We start from the raw sequence: 18427 nt of genomic DNA on the forward strand, positions 1-18427 counted from the left end.
ATGGAGTTACTTTAAGGTAAAACCAGCATCAATAAGCTATTTAAATTTCTTATACACATGCCAAAGCAGCATACCGAAAAACAAGATAGCCACTTTATCGTGGATTTCAATAAAAGCTTTCCTTAAGTGCATATCTCCACCAGCCAAATCTATAAGCCAGGAACAATATCCCGTCAGAAATGTAATAAAAAACATTATAGTTAGCCAAACCAATCCTCTTGTCTTTGTTTTTGTTCTTTTCAACAACATATTTACAAACCACTTTCTATGTTTATAGATATGGGTTCCCATATAAAAAGACAACAGCAAAACAGCTAACTTATGAACCAAAGTCCATCCCGCATAAGTAAGACCCAAAACAAGATTTAATTTGTTGATTTCCCCACCATGTCCCACATGATAGCAAAACTGAATAAGAAATCCCGAAAACACAACTACCAACGCAGCTAATAGCAATCCTAAATTAGCTCGTAATCTTATCCAAAAGCCTCTTCTCTGAATTTTCTTGCCGCCATTATTTGCTAAATCCACTTTAAATATGGCATGGCTATCACAAACATTCATGCATTTTAAGCAGCCGATGCAACTACTTTCACTTACAATTACCGCATGTTTATGCCAAGGCAAATTTATTTTCCCAAGCGTTCCCATCGCACATGATTCTACACACTTCCAACAAGCAATGCACTTGCTCGTATCAAGACCAATGATTCTTACTTCAGTTCGTTTCCGGCTATTTAAATCTTCAATCATCATACTTTTTTATGCAAAAGTACTCTGAGGTAAATCGCTAAACGATAACAAATGATAATAAATCAGTTCACTTTCTATTTCTTATTCTGCTAAGAGAAACCGGGGTTATGCCCAAATAAGAAGCAATATAATGCTGAGGAATCCGTTTAATTATATCAGGTTGCTTCTGTAGTAACTCCTGATATCGCTCTTGAGGTGTATCTTTTATTCGGGATAGAAACAAACGCGCATAATTACTGAATCTTTGAAAAACAAAGTTCCTAAATTCATGATCAAAGTGCGAATCATCATTTATAAGTTGTTCAAAATCAGCCTTATCCACCACCCACACTGTACACGGTTCAATACTTTCTATGGAAAACAGACTCGGATTACCACTAACAAAGCTCTCCAAGAAGCAACAGGTTGCCCTTCAAAAAAGAACTGGAAAGTTATATCTTTACCATCCTTGTTTACCCACTGTCTTAAGCAACCTTGTTTCACGAAATATACAAATCTGGCTACTTCACCTTCATATAAAAGTATGGTACGCGAGGGTATACTCTTTTCTACGGCAATAGATTTCAACTTTGCCCAAAGCTTGCTTTCAGAATCACTATGCATAGGATGAGTAATAAGACCTATTGTATCCATAAACTAAAATCAGTTACTTGTGGAATTATTCTTTTTTCTCTTTTTAAACATTAAAAATAACAACATCAAATAGTAGCCAGAAAGAAGAATATAAAAAGGAAGAAGGAACCAAGAAAAGCCTTGCATATAAGTATACCCTATCACCAATAGTGTAGTAAGTATCGTTCCTACATCCGGTAATATTTGTTTTGGCAAAAATCTTTTTATTTTCATAGACTAAAACTTTTTATTTAATACAACTTCCAAATGATCGTGCTCGTGCGTATGTAATTGAACAGGTCCTCCCCCATTGGGTTCTAAATAAGCAATAGAACCGTTAATAATCTCACCGCAATTACCAAAAAGGTTCTTGGCAAGAAAATTTATATGTTCCGGAGGAGTAACAAAATTAGTTATCTTCATAGATTTATATTATTTAATAACAAAAGTAAAAAATTAGTTTCAAACAAAAAAGCATAAGTCATTCATTATTAAACACATAATATTATTTACCTTTGCAAAAAAGGACATGAATAAAATAGAAACAGTAATCTTAGACTTTGACGGGACAATAGCTGATACAAAAAACAGTATTATACAAACCATACAAGCTACATTAAAAATATTGAGGCTCCCCAAGGCCAATGACAATGAAATAGAAAACCTTATCGGGCTACCGCTAGAAGAAACATTTATCAAGGCAGCCCAAATAAAGGAAAGAGCCATATTAGAAGAAGCCATCCGAATATATCGCGAGAACTATAATATCATAAGCTTAGATACCATTCAATTATTCCCGCAGGTTGCATCTACATTGCAAAACATTTTTCAAAGAGGAATAACCATTACTGTTGCGTCCAGCAAAGGAAGAGATGCATTGCTATTACTATTGAATAAGTTAAATATAAGCCAATACATCTCTTACACTTTGGGAGAACAAGATGTGGTGAACAAGAAACCTGCACCCGACATGGTTCTTATGATACTGGAGCAAACTCAGTCTAGCCCTCAAAAAACGTTAGTCATAGGAGATACCGTTTATGATATAGCGATGGGGCAAGGCGCCAATTGCCTAACATGTGGAGTTACCTACGGTTATAACACAAAGGAACAGTTAATGAAGCAAGGCGCCAATCATATTGTTGATTGTTTTGGTGATGTGCTAGATATCTGTTTTTAAGATACGAGCTACAGAACAGAACACTTACAATCTCATTCTCTCCTCATTTCCTGCACCCACTCCTTGATAAGAACGGTTCTTGCCATTCAACTTATAGCGGATAGTGAGGCTGACGCCACGGCTATTGGCTTGGGTCTCACGATACTGCTGGGTTTTGTTGAAATAGAAAGTTGAAGCCTCGCGTTGTGTACGGAACAGATCAGTACCTTCTAGCAAAACACTCCATGCGCCATCGTGCCACTCCTTGTTTAAACTCATATTCAGGCAAGCGGAACTATGTACATACTGATTCTGCATGTAGCCGTTGGTACTCCACTGACCATCCACGCGCAGTAGCCATCCATGGTTGAGACGGAATGAATTGCTCAACTGAAGCATAGCAAATGCACCATTCATATTCTTCTTTTCGTTAAAGCAAACAGTAGAATACCACTGATAGGTACCAGCCACACCCAATTCAGGCTGCCAAATACCGATCACCGGGGCATAAGAGCCTGTATATGTCAACGCATTCCTGCTACGGATATTGTTGAATTTATTGATGCTGATTTTCTCATTACCCTCCAATTGCTCCACGTCAAAGGCTGTATCATCCTTATAATGGTTGTAACCAACCTGCACGTTGAGGTCGCGATAAGATGCTCCCAGCTCTACAGCATGGATATAGGTAGGCTGTAAACTAGGATTACCACTCAAATAGGTGAGACGGTTGCCATAGTTCACGGCACTCTTTAACATCTCATACATCGGACGAACCGTCTGAATACGATAGTTAAAGGCATAGCGCAACCCGTGCGACAGCGTGCTGAATGACAGCGAGGGGAAGAGATGGTTGTAAACACGACTCTCCTCTTGGTTCTTCACACCCTGATTCAGAAAGTCGTAAGCAACATTTTCATAGCGTAGCCCCAGAGAAAGTTGTGTATTCTCGCTGAATGAAATATCATAGCTGCTGAAGAATGCTCGATTTTGGTCCTGTATATCATCATCAGTAGACCCCAGTACCCCAGCATATCCAGTGAAATCGGTGTGGCGATTGGTGAGTGTCCACTCACTACCCATAGAGAATGTGCCTCTCCACAATGGATACGCGGCGGTGAATTTGGCTGCATACAAATGGTTGGTGGTATGTTCCTCGGTGATGGCTGCATAATCAGCGAAATTCCGACTTTTTTCCATCAGTTCATCATGTTGATGACTGCCACTGAGCATCATATCGGCATCGAAGTCAAGTTTCCATTCGCGAATCTTTCCTTTGTAATAAATATTAGCATGATGAGTAGGCTTCACGCGAGGCAAAAGCATTTCCGTTGTGTTCCAGAAATCATAGCTATTTCCGTCAGCCATCACATCAGTGAGATTGTGATTAATCTGCCTGCCCTGCAACATCCCCGTTACCTCATACATCACTCCTAGAGTATGCGCTTTACTCGCCTGATAGTTCATTCCTATCTGTCCATACAGCGATTGGCCATTGGTATGATCAACAGAGGTGGAACGTTGCTGCCAAAGACTGTCAACATGGGTATCAATATTCGTAGTTGCAGTCTCACGCTGCTGCTTCATATCATAACGAACAGTGCCAAGCAGTTCCAGTTTTCCTTGTTTATAGCTACCACTAATCTGCTCTCCCAAATCCGTACGATAGGAAAATGCAGTTTGCGAAGTGAGATCCACTGCCCACCCATCTTCTCTGTTCTTGGTTTTAATGTTGATGACTGCATGGTCATTGGCATTGTAGGCTGAACCTGGTGATGTCAACACATCCACCTTTACCAATTCATCTGCTTTGACACGGTCCAATTCCGATAAATCACGCACCTGGCGACCATTGATGTAGATGACAGGAACACCTTTGCCTATCACTTCCAAAGTGCCATTCATCTTCTTCTTGATTCCAGAAAGATGTTCCACCACCTGGCGGGCACTGCCCAGTTTCTCTAAAACACTGCCAACCACACGAGTGGACGTACCACCGATTATCACCTTGCCCTTCGGAATATGAGCATTTATCACTATCTCGTCCATATTCACAGAATAGTTGATGCTGTCCTCTGACAAATACGTTGTCTCAGTCTGCGCCTTTGCGAACAGACTCACGGCTACCAAAGCCGCTAAAATAATTGACTTCTTCATATCTTTGCTATTATTATATTTGATGTTCTTATTTTTCTTTTGCAAAGATGGTGGACATTTATAAATAAAAATAGCTATATTTGCCAACAGAATAGTCATATCAGGCCAAATTTCATAAGCATACACAACAGACTACCCATACACATTATTAACATTAGCCACATGGATAGAAAAAGAAGAGAACATGACCCTCTGAGTTTTTTTGCCGAGATGCTCGGTACGAACGTTGAAAATGGTGAGATTCGCATCCCCATTGAGAAAGGTGAGGGATACATAAGAGGCGCCAAACCGAACCGCCATATGGGACTGTTGTTCTTCAACTTCCGCCTCAAAGAAAAGATCGAATACCAACACTTGCTACAAGAAGAGGCCAACGACGAGAAATTCGACCAATTCCGCTACTTGCTGTTCCAGTTCAGAGAGTGTATGGCCGACGATACCGTACCACTCAGTCAGCGCTTTGTGCAAATATCTACGATGTGTGTCAATATGGAGGAAAAAGTACTGGAAAGCAATGGCTGTGCCGACCTATATATAACCATAGACTCAGACTATCTCCTCAAAAAGATTCCATGTTATGACGACTCGCCCATCCTGAAGAGCATACTGTTCAACGATCGTCCCTTATTCTTTGAACACAGCATCAGTAAGGCAATGCAGGATATTATCAACGAGATAGTAGACTGCAAAATGCCTGAGGCTCTAAAAAATTATTTCCTCACAACAGAAGTGGATGAGCTCATCTGTCGCCTTCTAGCTTTCCTTTCGCAACGCCCGAAGCAGACGGTATATCCCATCAGCGCTCAGGATCTGAAGGCTGTCTATGGCGTGAGAGACACAATGATTGAGAAACTCAACACGCCACCCGTCATAGCCCAGCTTGCAAAGGAGGCATGCATGAGTGAGTCGAAACTGAAGCGACTATTCAGACAGGTGTTTGGGGACAGCATCTTCAACTATTATCAGATGCGTCGCATTCAACGCGCTGCACAAATGCTGAAAGAAGGTTACGGTTCAATCTCTGACGTGGGTTATGCTTTGGGGTTCACCAATCTCAGCCACTTCACCCGCATCTTTGAACGAACTATAGGAATGAAGCCAAAAGCATTCAGTAAACAACAGGAGTGCTAAGTGACAACAGCAACGCTTCCCTGATTGTGTCCTTACACTTACTTCACTCTATTATCGATCAACGTCATACCGTTATTTATTTCAGTTGTACCAACTCCATCAATTTATCATAGCTCTTAACCACATCATATTTTACATCCATTCCGGCTATTTCTTTAAAAAAGATAGATGCTGAATCAGAGTTTTATTTCGAAATTAGATATAAAGCTTTATCAATATGGTCTTTATAACCAATGTCTTCAAACAAAACATCGAATATTTTATTTATATATGCCAATTTGCTCCTATAACGTTTTTTATCTTGCTTGAAAATATTATAGAATCCCATTAATAATCTCATTTGACGTTCCCTAACTATAAATGAATATTCGGTTTCTTTTTCTTTCCTAATTTGATAAAAGTTTATCTTCTTGAATACTTCAAAGCATTTATCAGAGTACTCATTACTATATTTTAAAAGGTAATCAAAAATGTAATATCTTTTTAAATCGAAAGATTTTGAAGTAATATATTTTATTACAAAAGGGTATAGATCAATAAATTTTATATTGGATTTTTCATAGTGTATAAAACAACAATCATATTGATGTGAAATACTTTCATTCTTATAATTTACATATTTATTCAAAATAAATATAGCTTTTTCTCCTTTAGGGTCTTTACTACAATAAAAGTTATTTATGGAGTAGCTTATTACTTCGGCAATACATATTGGGTCATTATCAATATAATCGAATAGAATGAATTCTGCATTTGAATAATCATTAATCCATGCGAAGTATAGTATTGCCGAAATATTTTGTCTAAATTGTTCATCTTTAATACATTTTGCTCGAAGGAAATAGTATCTTAATCGAGAAAAATCATAATGGGTATAATATTGGGCAGCGTTAATTGAATGAACGAACACTTGGTCAGACGCATTTGCAGTAATTGATATAAAAAGTGAAAACGCATCCTTAATATTCTGTTTATTCAAATATGCTATTCCATAAAGAACAGATATTAGAATACTGTCATTTGCATCCTGAGCAACTTTCTCCATCGTCCTTAAAACCACATCTCCATATTTTTCCATATTCAAACAATACAATGCATCAATTGTAGAGCCTCGTACCGAAGTCATAGCTGAACTATATAAATCACTGTCATTAAGTCTTTCAGGACTGGGATATGATAGTGCCAAATTAATAGCAAAGTCAATTATAGTTTGATCCTCTATCCCTTTTACAAATAATTTCTGCAAACTTTGTGTAATATAAAAAAGTTTATCATTTGAATAGCGTTTATTATTTATTGCCGCCACAAAAATATCTCTCAATGTTTGATTTGGCAAGTCTGATTCTCCAAAAGCGTATAAGGCTTGAGCAATATAAGAATGATGAATTTCTTCATCAATAATCATTTGATGTACCAACTTTACAAAACGATCAGGTTGCTTTTTTACTTCTTCTTGAAACTTCCGAGCATGTTCTTCTCTTCCACCTTTAAAGTCATATGAAAATTCATCCTTTGTATATTTGAGGAATGATTTCAGCCATTGTGCATCTGTCATTTTCGTGTATGCATCGTGTTTGATTGGCGAAGCAATACCGCCCGCTAGAAAACGTATACCATGCAGATAATCAGAGGATTTTTCCTTATGGAATTTCCTATTAAGTTCCTGATATATCTTTCTAGCTTCTGGTATTGAATTTATATAATCAATGGGGAATGCTTGCATAAATAAATAAGTAGTACGTCCATACGTAGATTTAAAATAAACTCTTCCTTCACTATGACAAGAAGTTAATTTTCCTTGATTTTTAAGAGATAAAATTATATCCAAGACAGCCTTCTTGTTTTTGTGACAGAATGTTGGAACCCAAAGCTGAATAAGTCGAAATAAATCTCCTTGTAATTCTCCATGATCCGTAATTTGATTTATTTGATGCATTCGTTTAATGATAGATATCACCAAATCCTCTTTATTTGAATCGGGGCTATCTAACACACACAAGACAATCTTTAGGATAGAATGGTATTTGGATGTATAATGAGTTCTCACAAAGTTATCATAAAAAGCGGGGTTTTTAATCCTAATTTCTTTTACCCAGTAAATAAGCCTTGCATAAATTCGCTCTTTGTTTGTATGGTAATCACTTTTTTTATTTACTATACTGAATGAGGTAAATAAGCCATCAGGAACTAATAATCGATCATCTTCGCTACGCCATAAGTGTTCATGGCTTTTTATGGCTGAAAAAACAGTGTTAAATAAGAATGTTATTGCTTTTTCAGATGAAACATTACTTATTAAATCCAATAACTTCTTCTTTTGATGCCAATCATCTCTTTGCTTTCCTTTTTCTATCGCGAAAATTTCATCATATATATTTTTCTCAATTTCTTTTATTACAAAATCTACATTTACAGGAACTATATTTTCAAGTATGTGATAATATGAAAATAAATCCAAGGAATCCTTACAATAAAAGAATAGCTCGTATGCCAATGGATTTGTCCAATCTTGATTGGAATACAAAATTCTACCCACAACTTGTTTTTTTTCTTCAAACTTAAGGGATAACAACAAGGCCAAAATATCATCAACATTTGATTGCAAATTTCTTCGTAAAAGGAATGTAGCCATACTGAGTGACTGATTCTTCCTCGTATCAAATGGCAAGTAATCATTGTAAAATGGCCAGCGTAAAACCCACTTAGTAAATCTTATTTTCGCGTTAAATAATTCATCCATTTTTGTAAGTTTTAATTCATATAAATCATTCAATAAGCCTTCTTGAATTAGCCAATTAGTCCAACCTTTAGAAATCAAACTATCAATAAAAACATCATAATATTTTTTCTTTTTAGAAATTAATTTTAATACAAGTTGCTTTTCATCATCTAAAGGATCTTCCACATTAGACAGTAGCGAAATTATCAACGATTTTACATGAAACCTAATCTTACCTGATTGTATTATATATTTCGTTATGCGTATATATTCATTTCTATCTGATCTTGAAAGATAAGAAATAATCATTTTTAGCCCAGACCGGCTTTCCAACGACTGGTTATTTGATTTTATAAATTCAACAACATCTCTCTTTTCTTCAATAAATCTTTTGGCAAAAAGATAGTCATAAAATGACTGATGGAAAAAGCGTATTAAATTATCTTTTTCTTCTATAATGATTCCTTTACTTCTAAGAGAATTAAATTCATTTAGATAATCTTCAACAAGATTAGCTGATGAAACTGTAATCGTTTGTTGCTCATATTGCTTCTTTACTATTTCGTAAATAAGTTTTTTTTGATTATTTTTATCAACATTAGGATGCCGCATAAGCTGCTTCCATAATTCAGTGTATAAGTCCTGAAGAGATTTAATCTCATGGAATTTTGTTTCATTATTGTAAATCCGACAAAACACATCCAGGTTATTAGGATTTCTTAACAAGGAAAATAAAGTATCCGTCAACTGTCTTTTTTCCAATTTTAGCTTAAAAAGAACGTGCTCCACATCTTCGTCACGAAGCTCACTTACTTGAATTTTATTACTTTTTTTGTAAGCATGAAATGAGAAATCATAATTTAAGTCATACTCCCGAATTGAAACAATCACTCTTATATTATGAAAATTTTTAAACGATTCAATAAGTCGAATATAGGTATTTACATAATCTCGGCTGGATGATAAATATTGAGAAAGAGCATCTAATTGATCTATCAACACAACTGCTTTTCCTACATTTTTAGAAACTTCAATGATTGATTTCTCAATTGGGTAAGTTAAGTTAATTTTCAATCTAAGATCGTCTAAATTATTGGCCACTAAGGCATCCGATTTGAGGCCCAAAACAGGAATCTTTTCTTTATCCAGTAACTCATATAAGTCCCTAAGTATCGTAGTTTTTCCACATCCTGCACTACCGGAAAGGAATATAATATTTTCACTTTTCTCCTCAGAGTTAGCCGGTAATGATGATTTTATCCAATTGAATAACTCTGTGGTTTCTTTGCGTTTAATGTTAGAATCAGCAAGATTGCCAAAATAGTTTTTGCATCCATAAAGCGTAAACGAAGCACATCCTAATTCATCCAACAATTCAGGATTATAAATAGAATATGATTTAGTCTGTTCCTCTAACTTTTCACTTATAGCGTCTAATTTAGGTACTACCTCAGAAGTATCAATTACTTTTCTTACATCAAAGTATTTACTATACAAGTTTGTATTGTGTTCGCAAGAAAGTTTTCTATCTAACTCTGTGCCATCAACTGGGATAATCTTAATATTAAAGAGTATATCGTATAGTTTTTGTTCGATTGTATAAGAGTCAATCTCATCAAGCGTTTTATATTCATGAATAACTTTATCTATCCAACTACTTAATTCTGTCTCTTGAGTAATTTTTTCAGGAAAGTTATTTAGCAATAGCATTGCTTGGTTATTAAATCCACTTGACGCCACAAAGTGGTATTCAAATGTATTGATGTCAAATATAAAATCAGTATCCATAACTGAGTATAAACAGAATTTTATAATTTCTTTTGCTGATTCAGGCTTAGTTAAGGGTCTAGCATATAGTTTACATTGTATCACCCCAGCACTATTATCATTTTTATATAGCACACAATCTCGCCCCTGTTCTTTATTCCCACTCAAAAGTTGAACATTATCAAACCGATCATCAAATACTTTTGCTTGAATATCTTGAAAATAGAGGTCTCTGACAAATTCCTCAAACCTCCTATCATCAAGCAGTGAATGATATACTATAGAATGATTCGACAAAATATACATACTTACATTCTGTTTAAAAATTAGATAAATCTATATAAATACCGACATTTATATACAATCCTAATAATGTAAATTTCAAGAAACATATTTAAATAATATTATATTAGTTAAATAAGACTACTAAAAGTACAAAATAAGTACATTATAGGATATCACACAAATATACAATCTATTTCAGAATTAATAAAGAAAAGAATGATACTTCTACTTTTTCTTCCCCAGTAATCTTCTCATTCTACACCAACTTTTCAAAATCCTACGCCAACTTTTTAAAATCGCAGGCCAACAATTATAAATTGTTGGTTTACAATTACATCAAAACAACCAACAGGAAAACCATACATAATAACTATTTTTCAAACACAAAAGAAGTACGCATAAAAAAGCAAGAATCAAACTCAAAAACAAAGAACCATTCCGAAATGCAGTAATATATTTAATCAATAGAACAAAAGAAAATCTCTATATAAACATACCAATACCACCCAAAAAAGTCCATCAAAGCATCGGAGAAAAAAGGATGCTGCATAAACAGTAGCCATTCTCCAAATCTAAATACAGTCAATACAAGTAAAATAAACGCACAAAAGCAAACTAAAAAGAGGCATTTCAATCTCAAATTGACTGAAAGGCATTGAAGCCGAAAAAGGGGTTTATCTATGCACAACAAGGTATTTTCGACGACTTATGAAGTCGTTTTTGGCCGTTTTTCATCAAAAAGCATTCAACATTGCTCAAACATCGTCGATTTTTTAGTTAAATTGGAGTTAATGAATCTATAGTCTTAGTTAAAAGTGATAGATAGTGAGGGTAAAATTGTCGTTTTAGTGGTAGATATTTTTTACTATCACTCTTCTGTATAGCCTATTAGAAAGGGGATTCAAGTCGGTTAGTGAGGGTAAGTGATGGTAAACCACACTTTTTTTCTCTGGGAGAAGAGTCGTATAAAGGAGTAAGGGCAACATGTATGGTTTTCAAAACATGTGAATATAACGTAATAACAGACAAGGAAGGCTGACTTATTTTTCTGCGTGAACATTACTCCCCTTCATGCTGTTTAAGTACCTGAATACAAAATCAGCAAGATAGAATGAGAGTGTACGTAAGCAGAAAAGTACTGGTGGCAATGGCCGGACTGGTTTGGATAGCCGCCGGAGCCAACATACTGAAAATAGGCATTTATACATGGATGAACGATGCGCTGCAATGGCAACTGAAGTTAGCCGGAGCGTTGGTTATTTTCTGCCTGTTTTTTTTCCTTATATTTAAAAGGCTGCACGGTAAGCACACCCGGCGAATTGCTGAGATGAGCGACAAAAATCATCCGCTGGCTTTTTTTGATGCCAAAGGGTGGCTCGTTATGTTGTTCATGATTGGTATGGGCATCAGCATACGCACTTTTCATTTATTGCCTACCTGGTTCATTGCTTTCTTCTACACGGGACTGTCTACCGCACTCGTGGCAACGGGGTTTCTGTTTCTGCTCCATTGGTGGAAATACTATAACTAATAAAGTATAAAAGAATTCAAATTTGTGCGGCAAGCTGTTTTTATTTAGAAAAGTTCTACATAACTTTGCGTTCACTATGCTTAACAGGGCAAAAAGGAAATACAGATTACGGATAGGAATTGCTTGGGTGTTACTACTAACGCTCATGCCTTTCCATGTGGTGAAGGCTTTTCACTTTCACGAGCCGTGTACATCTGCTGCCTGTCACCACGATTGTGAGTCCGACAGTAACAGCAGTCGGCCCGACTCCTGCCCTATCTGTCATTTCACACTGTCGCCTTTCGTTCAAGTATCTTCTCTCCAACTATGTTTCATAGCCGAACTTCTTCCTTATAAGGTTCCGGTTTTTGAGAACAAGGGAACATTCAGTTTCTCTTATTCTCGTGGCATGCGTGCACCTCCCGTCGTGAGCTGACATACTTTTATCTCACTCATCTTATTTTTTTCGTTTAACGAATAACTATTTGTTAGTATGCGTATCGGATATGTATCGGGTATGTGTGCATGGGGTATAGCTATATCCTTGTCGGCACACGCCCAGACAACCGATTCACTGAAGAGTGTCAACTTGTCGGAAGTGGTGGTATCTGAAACATATCACCACATACGAAACAAGAATGCTACGTTGCAGCTCGAGGTGGTCGGTGAAGATTTTCTTCGAAATAACTTTTCGGGAAATCTGGTGCAGACGTTGGGTAACATTCCCGGCGTACATTCCATGGATATTGGTTCGGGTTTTGCCAAACCGATGATTCGGGGATTGGGTTTTAACCGGATTACGGTGACCGAAAACGGGGTCAAACAGGAGGGGCAGCAATGGGGTGCGGATCACGGACTGGAGATTGATGCGTTCAATGCCGGCCAGGTAAGTGTGCGCAAAGGTCCTTCGTCTTTATTATATGGTAGTGATGCCATGGGCGGAGCGATTGAAATCAATGCTTTGCCTGCTCCTACTCAGAACATGTTTCTGGGTGAGGTGGCTCTCATCGGCAAATCGGTGAACGGCACGCTGGGCGGTTCGCTCATGCTGGGGCTGAAACACAATGCGTGGTTTACCAAACTAAGGTACACCGAAATGCATTTTGCCGATTACCGTATTCCCACGGATACGGTGGTGTATCTGACCCGTAAAATTCCGGTGTATAACCGAAGGATGAAGAACACAGCCGGTTTCGAAAGAGACGTAAGCTGGTTCACCACGTACCGCAAAAACGGGTACGATGCTTCCTTTTCAATGAGTAATGCTTACCAGAAAACGGGGTTCTTTCCGGGGGCGCATGGTATTCCTGATCTGTCGAAACTGACTGATGACGGCAACAGTCGCAACATTGAGTTGCCTTACAGTTTTGTGAATCACCTGAAGGTGGCGCTGCATCAAGGGTATGCGTGGGGACCGCTGGCTCTGTCGTGGGACTTGGGGTACCAGAACAATCACCGCGAAGAGTGGAGTTCGTTTCACACGCATTACTCCACGCAACAGATGCCTCTGAATGATCCCGACAAAGAGTTGGCGTTCAGATTGAACACGTATAGTTCAAACGCTAAGTTGCGTTTTCTGGGGAATGGAAAATGGGAGCATACGCTGGGCTGGGATGTGCAATATCAAGATAATAACATAGCCGGTTACTCTTTTTTATTGCCGGAGTACACGCGTGTCACCACTGGTGGGTTGTGGTTGAGTAACTACAAAGTCAACAGTCAGCTAACGCTGAGCGGGGGTGTACGGTATGATTATGGTAAGATAAAGGTGGCCGGGTATACCGATGCGTATCTGGAGGAGTATCTCGTTGATCAGGGATATGATGCAAGTGTGATAGAGGTATATAAGAACAGAAGCTATGCGGTGAACAGGGACTTTGGCGATTATTCGGCTTCGGTGGGTTTTGTATGGAATCCTTCGCGGGTGCACATGCTGAAAGCCAACGTGGGGCGGAGTTTCCGCTTGCCGGGTGCCAACGAACTGGCGTCGAACGGGGTACATCACGGCACCTTCAGGCACGAGCAGGGTGTGGCTACGCTGAAGTCTGAACAAGGATGGCAGGCGGATGCTGCTTATACGTATGAAAAGGGAAGGTTGTCATTCACGGCGTCTCCTTTCTTCAGCTGGTTTGACAATTACATTTTTCTGAGGCCTACGGGTGAATGGTCTGTACTGCCCGATGCCGGACAAATTTACCGGTACACGGGTGCGGAGGCTATTTTCACGGGTGCGGAACTGAGTATGTCTTACCGCGTGTTGCCCAAGCTGACTTATCAGTTTGCCGGCGATTATGTGTACACGTATAACTGCGACGAACATTTGCCGCTGAGTTTTTCACCGCCTGCTTCCATGCGTAACACGCTTACGTGGGAGGCTGCTTCGTGGAGTGTGTATGCGCAGATGGAGAGTATTGCTGCACAGAACAGGGTGGATCGCAACGAGGACAAGACTTCGGGCAGCAACTTGTTTCACCTGGGCGGGAAGTTCGACTTCAAATGGCACAACACGCCCATAGAGGTAACGCTTACTGCCAGAAATGTACTGGACAGGAAGTATTTCAATCACCTGAGTTTCTACCGCAAAGTGGAGATTCCCGAACCGGGCAGGAACTTACAGGTTTTAATCAAAATTCCATTTAAACAAGTATTCAAATGAAAACAAAATTAATTCTTTCAGCAATTTGTATTGTATCACTAAGTAGTTTGTTCGTGGCGTGCTCTGACGATGATAATGATACCACCAAACCGGTGATCGTTATCAACGAACCCGAAGATGGGGGCGCTATTAAAACAGGTAGTTTGTTGCATCTCGACATGGATTTGTCTGATGATGTAATGGTGGCTTCTTACAAGGTTGATATTCATAATAACTTCGACGGACACACGCATACTTCGGCTGCGACCAGGGCGGACGGCGATTCCATTACGTTCACTTACAATCAGTCGTTCGATGTGAATCAGAAGAATCACCACGTTCACGATCACATCGAGATACCTATCTTGGCTCGTCAGGGTAAGTATCATGTGGTGGTGTATTGCACGGATACATCCGGCAATGAGTCATACGTAGCCAAAAGCGTTGTATTCGATGCCAATGCGGAAGAGGATGTGGATTAATCGTTTCCTTGCTCACCGGCGTTAGGCAGGTAGCAATCAGCAAGCAGGCGGTGGAGGTGTATGTCTCTCACCGCCTGCTTTATTTTTATAGGTTGTTGCGTTAAAAAAGAAAGCAACGAATGTGTTCTATCATAAATAATGTAACTTTGCATAAACATTAAATTCAAATGAAATGAAAGCGGATAAAAATGCAATATCTGACTTCCTGTTCTTTCAGGAGGATGAAATAACCAGCAGCATTGTGTATGCTAAACTGGCCCATATCGTAAAAGATAGCGAGAATAAAAAGACGTTGTTACAGATTGCTGCCGAGGAAAAGGCGCACTACGAAATACTGAAAAGGCATACGGGCAAAGAGGTGGCTCCCAATCGTTGGCGTATATTCAAGTATTATTGGCTGGCACGTATCTTGGGACTGACTTTCGCCATCAAATTAATGGAGAAGGAAGAGAGGGATGCGCAAGAAGTTTATGCCCGTTACCCAGAATATCCTGAGTTAGAGAAGTTGGGACGCGACGAGGAGGTGCATGAACAAAAGCTGATTGGCCTTATCAATGAGGAGAAATTGGAGTACATGGGTTCCGTGGTATTGGGGTTGAATGATGCGCTGGTGGAGTTCACCGGGGCTTTGGCAGGTTTCACGCTGGCATTGAGTAACGCACCCCTCATAGCGCTGACCGGTAGCATTACGGGTATTGCAGCGGCCTTGTCAATGGCTTCGTCAGAGTATTTGTCGACCAAATCGGAGGAGGGTGACTCCAAACATCCGGTCAAGGCGGCTGTGTATACGGGCATTGCTTACATCATAACAGTGGTGGCGCTGGTAGCTCCGTTCATTTTCATCGAGAATGTACTGATAGCATTGGGGTTGATGCTTGTCATGGCGCTTACCATTATAGCTTTGTTTAATTATTATTACGCAGTGGCACGAGGCGAGAGTTTCAAAAAGCGTTTTCTGGAAATGGCTATACTCAGCTTCACGGTGGCGGGTATCAGTTTCCTCATTGGCTACGCTCTGAAAACGCTTACGGGTATAGATGCTGCATAAACCACTGATACGTAGGGTATGAAAAGAAAACCTTCTCCTCTCCTGTCGCTGGTTCCCATCGTGGTACTGGTTAGTTTATTGTTTGCCATTATCCGGGTATTTGGCAGTGATGCACTCAACGGCGGCAGTCAGGTGGCGCTGCTTACCACTACGGCGGTATGCGTACTGATCGGTATGGCTGTATGTAAAACTCGCTGGCATGACTTTGAACTGGCCATCACAAATAATATTTCGGGCGTTGCCACGGCTCTGATTGTGTTACTTATTATCGGGGCACTAAGCGGAGCGTGGATGGTGAGCGGAGTGGTTCCCACACTTATTTATTATGGGGTGCAGATTATTCATCCCAACTTCTTCCTGGCCTCAACGTGCATCATTTGTTCGCTGGTTTCGGTCATGACGGGTAGCTCGTGGACCACCATAGCTACCATCGGCATTGCGCTGATGGGCATTGGTAAGGCGCAGGGGTTCGACGAGGGATGGATTGCGGGTGCCATCATTTCGGGGGCGTACTTTGGTGATAAGATTTCTCCGCTTTCCGATACCACCATACTGGCTTCTTCGGTTACGGATACGCCTCTGTTTACACACATCCGCTACATGCTGATTACCACCATACCGTCTATGCTCATTACGCTGGTTATTTTTACGGTAGCCGGATTATCACACGAGGCTAGTCACACGGAACATATCGCTGCGTTCTCGGCTTCTATTCATGATAAGTTTTACATTACGCCGTGGTTGCTCTTGGTTCCGGTTATAACCGGAATATTGATTGCACGAAAGGTGCCTTCGCTGGTCACTCTTTTCTTGTCGACTGCACTGGCGGCGGTATTTGCCGTCATCTTTCAGCCTCATCTGTTGCAGGAGATTGCCGGTTCGGCAAGCAGCAACGTCGAAGCGCTGTTCAAAGGTGCACTGATGACGATTTACGGTGAAACGGGGTTGCACACGAATCACGAAGCGCTCACCGAACTGGTTGCCACAAGAGGTATGGCGGGCATGCTCAACACGGTGTGGCTCATTGTGTGTGCCATGTGTTTTGGTGGAGCGATGACGGCAAGCGGCATGCTGGGAAGTATCACATCGGTATTTGTACGTTTCATGAAGCGCCGCACAGGCATGGTGGCCTCGACTGTTTGCTCGGGTATTTTCCTCAATATAACCACGGCCGATCAGTATATCTCTATCATTCTGACCGGAAATATGTTTGGCAATATTTATAAGAAGAAGGGTTACGAAAGCAGGTTGCTGAGCCGCACCACCGAAGATGCCGTGACGGTTACCTCTGTACTTATTCCGTGGAACACGTGCGGCATGACGCAAGCTACGATTCTCAACGTAGCCACGCTGGCGTACCTGCCTTATTGTTTCTTTAATATCATCAGTCCGCTAATGAGTATCTTTATTGCGGCAACGGGATATAAAATAGTGAAAAAAGAAGCATAAATTCATCAAAAAGTGTATTTTTGCAAAGTAACCAACGTTTGAATAATGAGGAAATACATCATTGCAGATAATCAGGATATCACCCGGGCGGGAATTCTATTTTTATTAGGCCTGCAGAAGGAGATTCAGGTGATTGTGGAAGCCGACAGCAAGGCGGAACTGATCAGAGAGTTGCGTCTGCATCCCGATGCGGTGGTGGTGCTGGATTATACTTTGTTTGACTTTAACACGGCCGACGAGCTGGTGGTGCTGCACGAGCGGTTTAAGGATGCCGACTGGTTGTTGTTTTCCGACGAGCTGAGCTTGAATTTTATTCGTCAGATGGTATTGCCGGCTAAAGCGTTCAGCGTGGTGATGAAAGATAGCTCGAAGGAGGAAATTACTACTGCCATGCAGTTTGCTTCACGTAAAGAGCGTTTCATTTGTAACCACATAAGCAATATGCTGCTCACCGGAAATTCGGCTGCTGCCACGGCGATGCAAGATGATCATTTGCTCACTGCCAGTGAAAAGGTGATTCTGAAAGAGATTGCGTTGGGAAAGACAACCAAGGAGATTGCTGCGGAAAAAAACCTGAGTTTTCATACCATAAACAGTCACCGGAAGAATATTTTCAGGAAGCTGGGGGTTAACAATGCGCACGAGGCAACAAGGTATGCCATGCGTGCAGGTATTGTCGATGTAGCCGAATACTACATTTAAGCAGTACCCGGCTTTATC

The 18427-nt window shown here is 39.9% G+C and carries 15 protein-coding genes; 9 read left to right on the forward strand and 6 right to left on the reverse strand.

Features of this window, described 5'->3' with window-relative positions; all coding sequences use genetic code 11:
- Nucleotides 1–36: 36 nt before the first annotated feature.
- The 3 genes from ACKPCE_RS14685 to ACKPCE_RS14695 all read right to left on the reverse strand — a co-directional run bounded on the left by ACKPCE_RS14685 (nucleotide 37) and on the right by ACKPCE_RS14695 (nucleotide 1788).
- Nucleotides 37–756: a DUF362 domain-containing protein gene (locus tag ACKPCE_RS14685; RefSeq protein WP_319505725.1), complete on the reverse strand. Its 720-nt coding sequence runs from the start codon at nucleotides 754–756 to the stop codon at nucleotides 37–39.
- 348 nt (nucleotides 757–1104) lie between these two features.
- Entirely contained in the window at nucleotides 1105–1386 is a 282-nt protein-coding gene (locus ACKPCE_RS14690) for a cyclic nucleotide-binding domain-containing protein (protein WP_319505726.1), read from the reverse strand.
- A gap of 216 nt (nucleotides 1387–1602) precedes the next feature.
- Nucleotides 1603–1788: a hypothetical protein gene (locus ACKPCE_RS14695; protein WP_276964188.1), complete on the reverse strand. Its 186-nt coding sequence runs from the start codon at nucleotides 1786–1788 to the stop codon at nucleotides 1603–1605.
- 106 nt (nucleotides 1789–1894) lie between these two features.
- Between ACKPCE_RS14695 and ACKPCE_RS14700 the strand changes: the two genes are divergently transcribed.
- Entirely contained in the window at nucleotides 1895–2545 is a 651-nt protein-coding gene (locus ACKPCE_RS14700) for an HAD family hydrolase (RefSeq protein ID WP_319505727.1), read from the forward strand.
- 24 nt (nucleotides 2546–2569) lie between these two features.
- Here the strand turns inward: ACKPCE_RS14700 and ACKPCE_RS14705 are convergent, their stop codons facing one another.
- Nucleotides 2570–4681, reverse strand: a complete 2112-nt coding sequence (locus ACKPCE_RS14705; RefSeq protein ID WP_319505728.1) for a TonB-dependent receptor domain-containing protein — start codon at nucleotides 4679–4681, stop codon at nucleotides 2570–2572.
- Between the two features lie 162 nt (nucleotides 4682–4843).
- Between ACKPCE_RS14705 and ACKPCE_RS14710 the strand changes: the two genes are divergently transcribed.
- Nucleotides 4844–5812: a helix-turn-helix transcriptional regulator gene (locus ACKPCE_RS14710; protein WP_319505729.1), complete on the forward strand. Its 969-nt coding sequence runs from the start codon at nucleotides 4844–4846 to the stop codon at nucleotides 5810–5812.
- A gap of 184 nt (nucleotides 5813–5996) precedes the next feature.
- Here ACKPCE_RS14710 and ACKPCE_RS14715 read toward each other — a convergent pair whose 3' ends face one another.
- Nucleotides 5997–10604, reverse strand: a complete 4608-nt coding sequence (locus ACKPCE_RS14715; RefSeq protein WP_319505730.1) for an NACHT domain-containing protein — start codon at nucleotides 10602–10604, stop codon at nucleotides 5997–5999.
- Between the two features lie 1090 nt (nucleotides 10605–11694).
- Between ACKPCE_RS14715 and ACKPCE_RS14720 the strand changes: the two genes are divergently transcribed.
- The 4 genes from ACKPCE_RS14720 to ACKPCE_RS14735 all read left to right on the forward strand — a co-directional run bounded on the left by ACKPCE_RS14720 (nucleotide 11695) and on the right by ACKPCE_RS14735 (nucleotide 15210).
- Complete coding sequence (locus tag ACKPCE_RS14720; protein ID WP_319505731.1) at nucleotides 11695–12114, forward strand: hypothetical protein; 420 nt, start codon at nucleotides 11695–11697, stop codon at nucleotides 12112–12114.
- A gap of 76 nt (nucleotides 12115–12190) precedes the next feature.
- Complete coding sequence (locus ACKPCE_RS14725; protein WP_319505732.1) at nucleotides 12191–12529, forward strand: hypothetical protein; 339 nt, start codon at nucleotides 12191–12193, stop codon at nucleotides 12527–12529.
- Between the two features lie 57 nt (nucleotides 12530–12586).
- Complete coding sequence (locus ACKPCE_RS14730; protein ID WP_319505733.1) at nucleotides 12587–14749, forward strand: TonB-dependent receptor; 2163 nt, start codon at nucleotides 12587–12589, stop codon at nucleotides 14747–14749.
- Nucleotides 14746–15210 (forward strand): DUF4625 domain-containing protein, encoded by a 465-nt coding sequence (locus tag ACKPCE_RS14735; protein WP_319505734.1) that lies wholly within the window; start codon nucleotides 14746–14748, stop codon nucleotides 15208–15210. The genes ACKPCE_RS14730 and ACKPCE_RS14735 overlap by 4 nt, the downstream gene beginning before the upstream one ends.
- Here the strand turns inward: ACKPCE_RS14735 and ACKPCE_RS14740 are convergent.
- Nucleotides 15207–15362 carry a hypothetical protein gene (locus ACKPCE_RS14740; RefSeq protein WP_319505735.1) on the reverse strand — a complete coding sequence of 52 codons (156 nt, stop codon included), beginning with the start codon at nucleotides 15360–15362 and terminating at the stop codon, nucleotides 15207–15209. The two genes, ACKPCE_RS14735 and ACKPCE_RS14740, sit on opposite strands and share 4 nt — an antisense overlap.
- Nucleotides 15363–15382: 20 nt before the next feature.
- Here ACKPCE_RS14740 and ACKPCE_RS14745 point away from each other — a divergent pair, with 20 nt between their 5' ends.
- Genes ACKPCE_RS14745 through ACKPCE_RS14755 form a run of 3 tightly spaced genes read left to right on the forward strand, consistent with a single transcriptional unit; the run spans nucleotide 15383 to nucleotide 18409 of the window.
- The gene (locus ACKPCE_RS14745; protein WP_319505736.1) at nucleotides 15383–16258 is read left to right on the forward strand and encodes a VIT1/CCC1 transporter family protein; all 876 of its coding nucleotides are present in this window, start codon (nucleotides 15383–15385) and stop codon (nucleotides 16256–16258) included.
- 18 nt (nucleotides 16259–16276) lie between these two features.
- Complete coding sequence (locus tag ACKPCE_RS14750) at nucleotides 16277–17707, forward strand: Na+/H+ antiporter NhaC family protein (protein WP_319505737.1); 1431 nt, start codon at nucleotides 16277–16279, stop codon at nucleotides 17705–17707.
- Nucleotides 17708–17752: 45 nt separating this feature from the next.
- Complete coding sequence (locus ACKPCE_RS14755) at nucleotides 17753–18409, forward strand: response regulator transcription factor (RefSeq protein ID WP_319505738.1); 657 nt, start codon at nucleotides 17753–17755, stop codon at nucleotides 18407–18409.
- Nucleotides 18410–18427: the final 18 nt, after the last annotated feature.

The organism is Bacteroides graminisolvens (genome assembly GCF_963666085.1).
In the GTDB taxonomy this organism is placed as follows: Bacteria; Bacteroidota; Bacteroidia; order Bacteroidales; family Bacteroidaceae; genus Bacteroides; species Bacteroides graminisolvens.

Bases quoted from the DNA above. Each gene is read 5' to 3' on its own strand.
- ACKPCE_RS14685 (WP_319505725.1), bottom strand. From the start codon at position 756: ATGATGATTGAAGATTTAAATAGCCGGAAACGAACTGAAGTAAGAATC.
- ACKPCE_RS14690 (WP_319505726.1), bottom strand. From the start codon at position 1,386: ATGGATACAATAGGTCTTATTACTCATCCTATGCATAGTGATTCTGAA.
- ACKPCE_RS14695 (WP_276964188.1), bottom strand. From the start codon at position 1,788: ATGAAGATAACTAATTTTGTTACTCCTCCGGAACATATAAATTTTCTT.
- ACKPCE_RS14700 (WP_319505727.1), top strand. From the start codon at position 1,895: ATGAATAAAATAGAAACAGTAATCTTAGACTTTGACGGGACAATAGCT.
- ACKPCE_RS14705 (WP_319505728.1), bottom strand. From the start codon at position 4,681: ATGAAGAAGTCAATTATTTTAGCGGCTTTGGTAGCCGTGAGTCTGTTC.
- ACKPCE_RS14710 (WP_319505729.1), top strand. From the start codon at position 4,844: ATGGATAGAAAAAGAAGAGAACATGACCCTCTGAGTTTTTTTGCCGAG.
- ACKPCE_RS14715 (WP_319505730.1), bottom strand. From the start codon at position 10,604: ATGTATATTTTGTCGAATCATTCTATAGTATATCATTCACTGCTTGAT.
- ACKPCE_RS14720 (WP_319505731.1), top strand. From the start codon at position 11,695: ATGAGAGTGTACGTAAGCAGAAAAGTACTGGTGGCAATGGCCGGACTG.
- ACKPCE_RS14725 (WP_319505732.1), top strand. From the start codon at position 12,191: ATGCTTAACAGGGCAAAAAGGAAATACAGATTACGGATAGGAATTGCT.
- ACKPCE_RS14730 (WP_319505733.1), top strand. From the start codon at position 12,587: ATGCGTATCGGATATGTATCGGGTATGTGTGCATGGGGTATAGCTATA.
- ACKPCE_RS14735 (WP_319505734.1), top strand. From the start codon at position 14,746: ATGAAAACAAAATTAATTCTTTCAGCAATTTGTATTGTATCACTAAGT.
- ACKPCE_RS14740 (WP_319505735.1), bottom strand. From the start codon at position 15,362: ATGCAAAGTTACATTATTTATGATAGAACACATTCGTTGCTTTCTTTT.
- ACKPCE_RS14745 (WP_319505736.1), top strand. From the start codon at position 15,383: ATGAAAGCGGATAAAAATGCAATATCTGACTTCCTGTTCTTTCAGGAG.
- ACKPCE_RS14750 (WP_319505737.1), top strand. From the start codon at position 16,277: ATGAAAAGAAAACCTTCTCCTCTCCTGTCGCTGGTTCCCATCGTGGTA.
- ACKPCE_RS14755 (WP_319505738.1), top strand. From the start codon at position 17,753: ATGAGGAAATACATCATTGCAGATAATCAGGATATCACCCGGGCGGGA.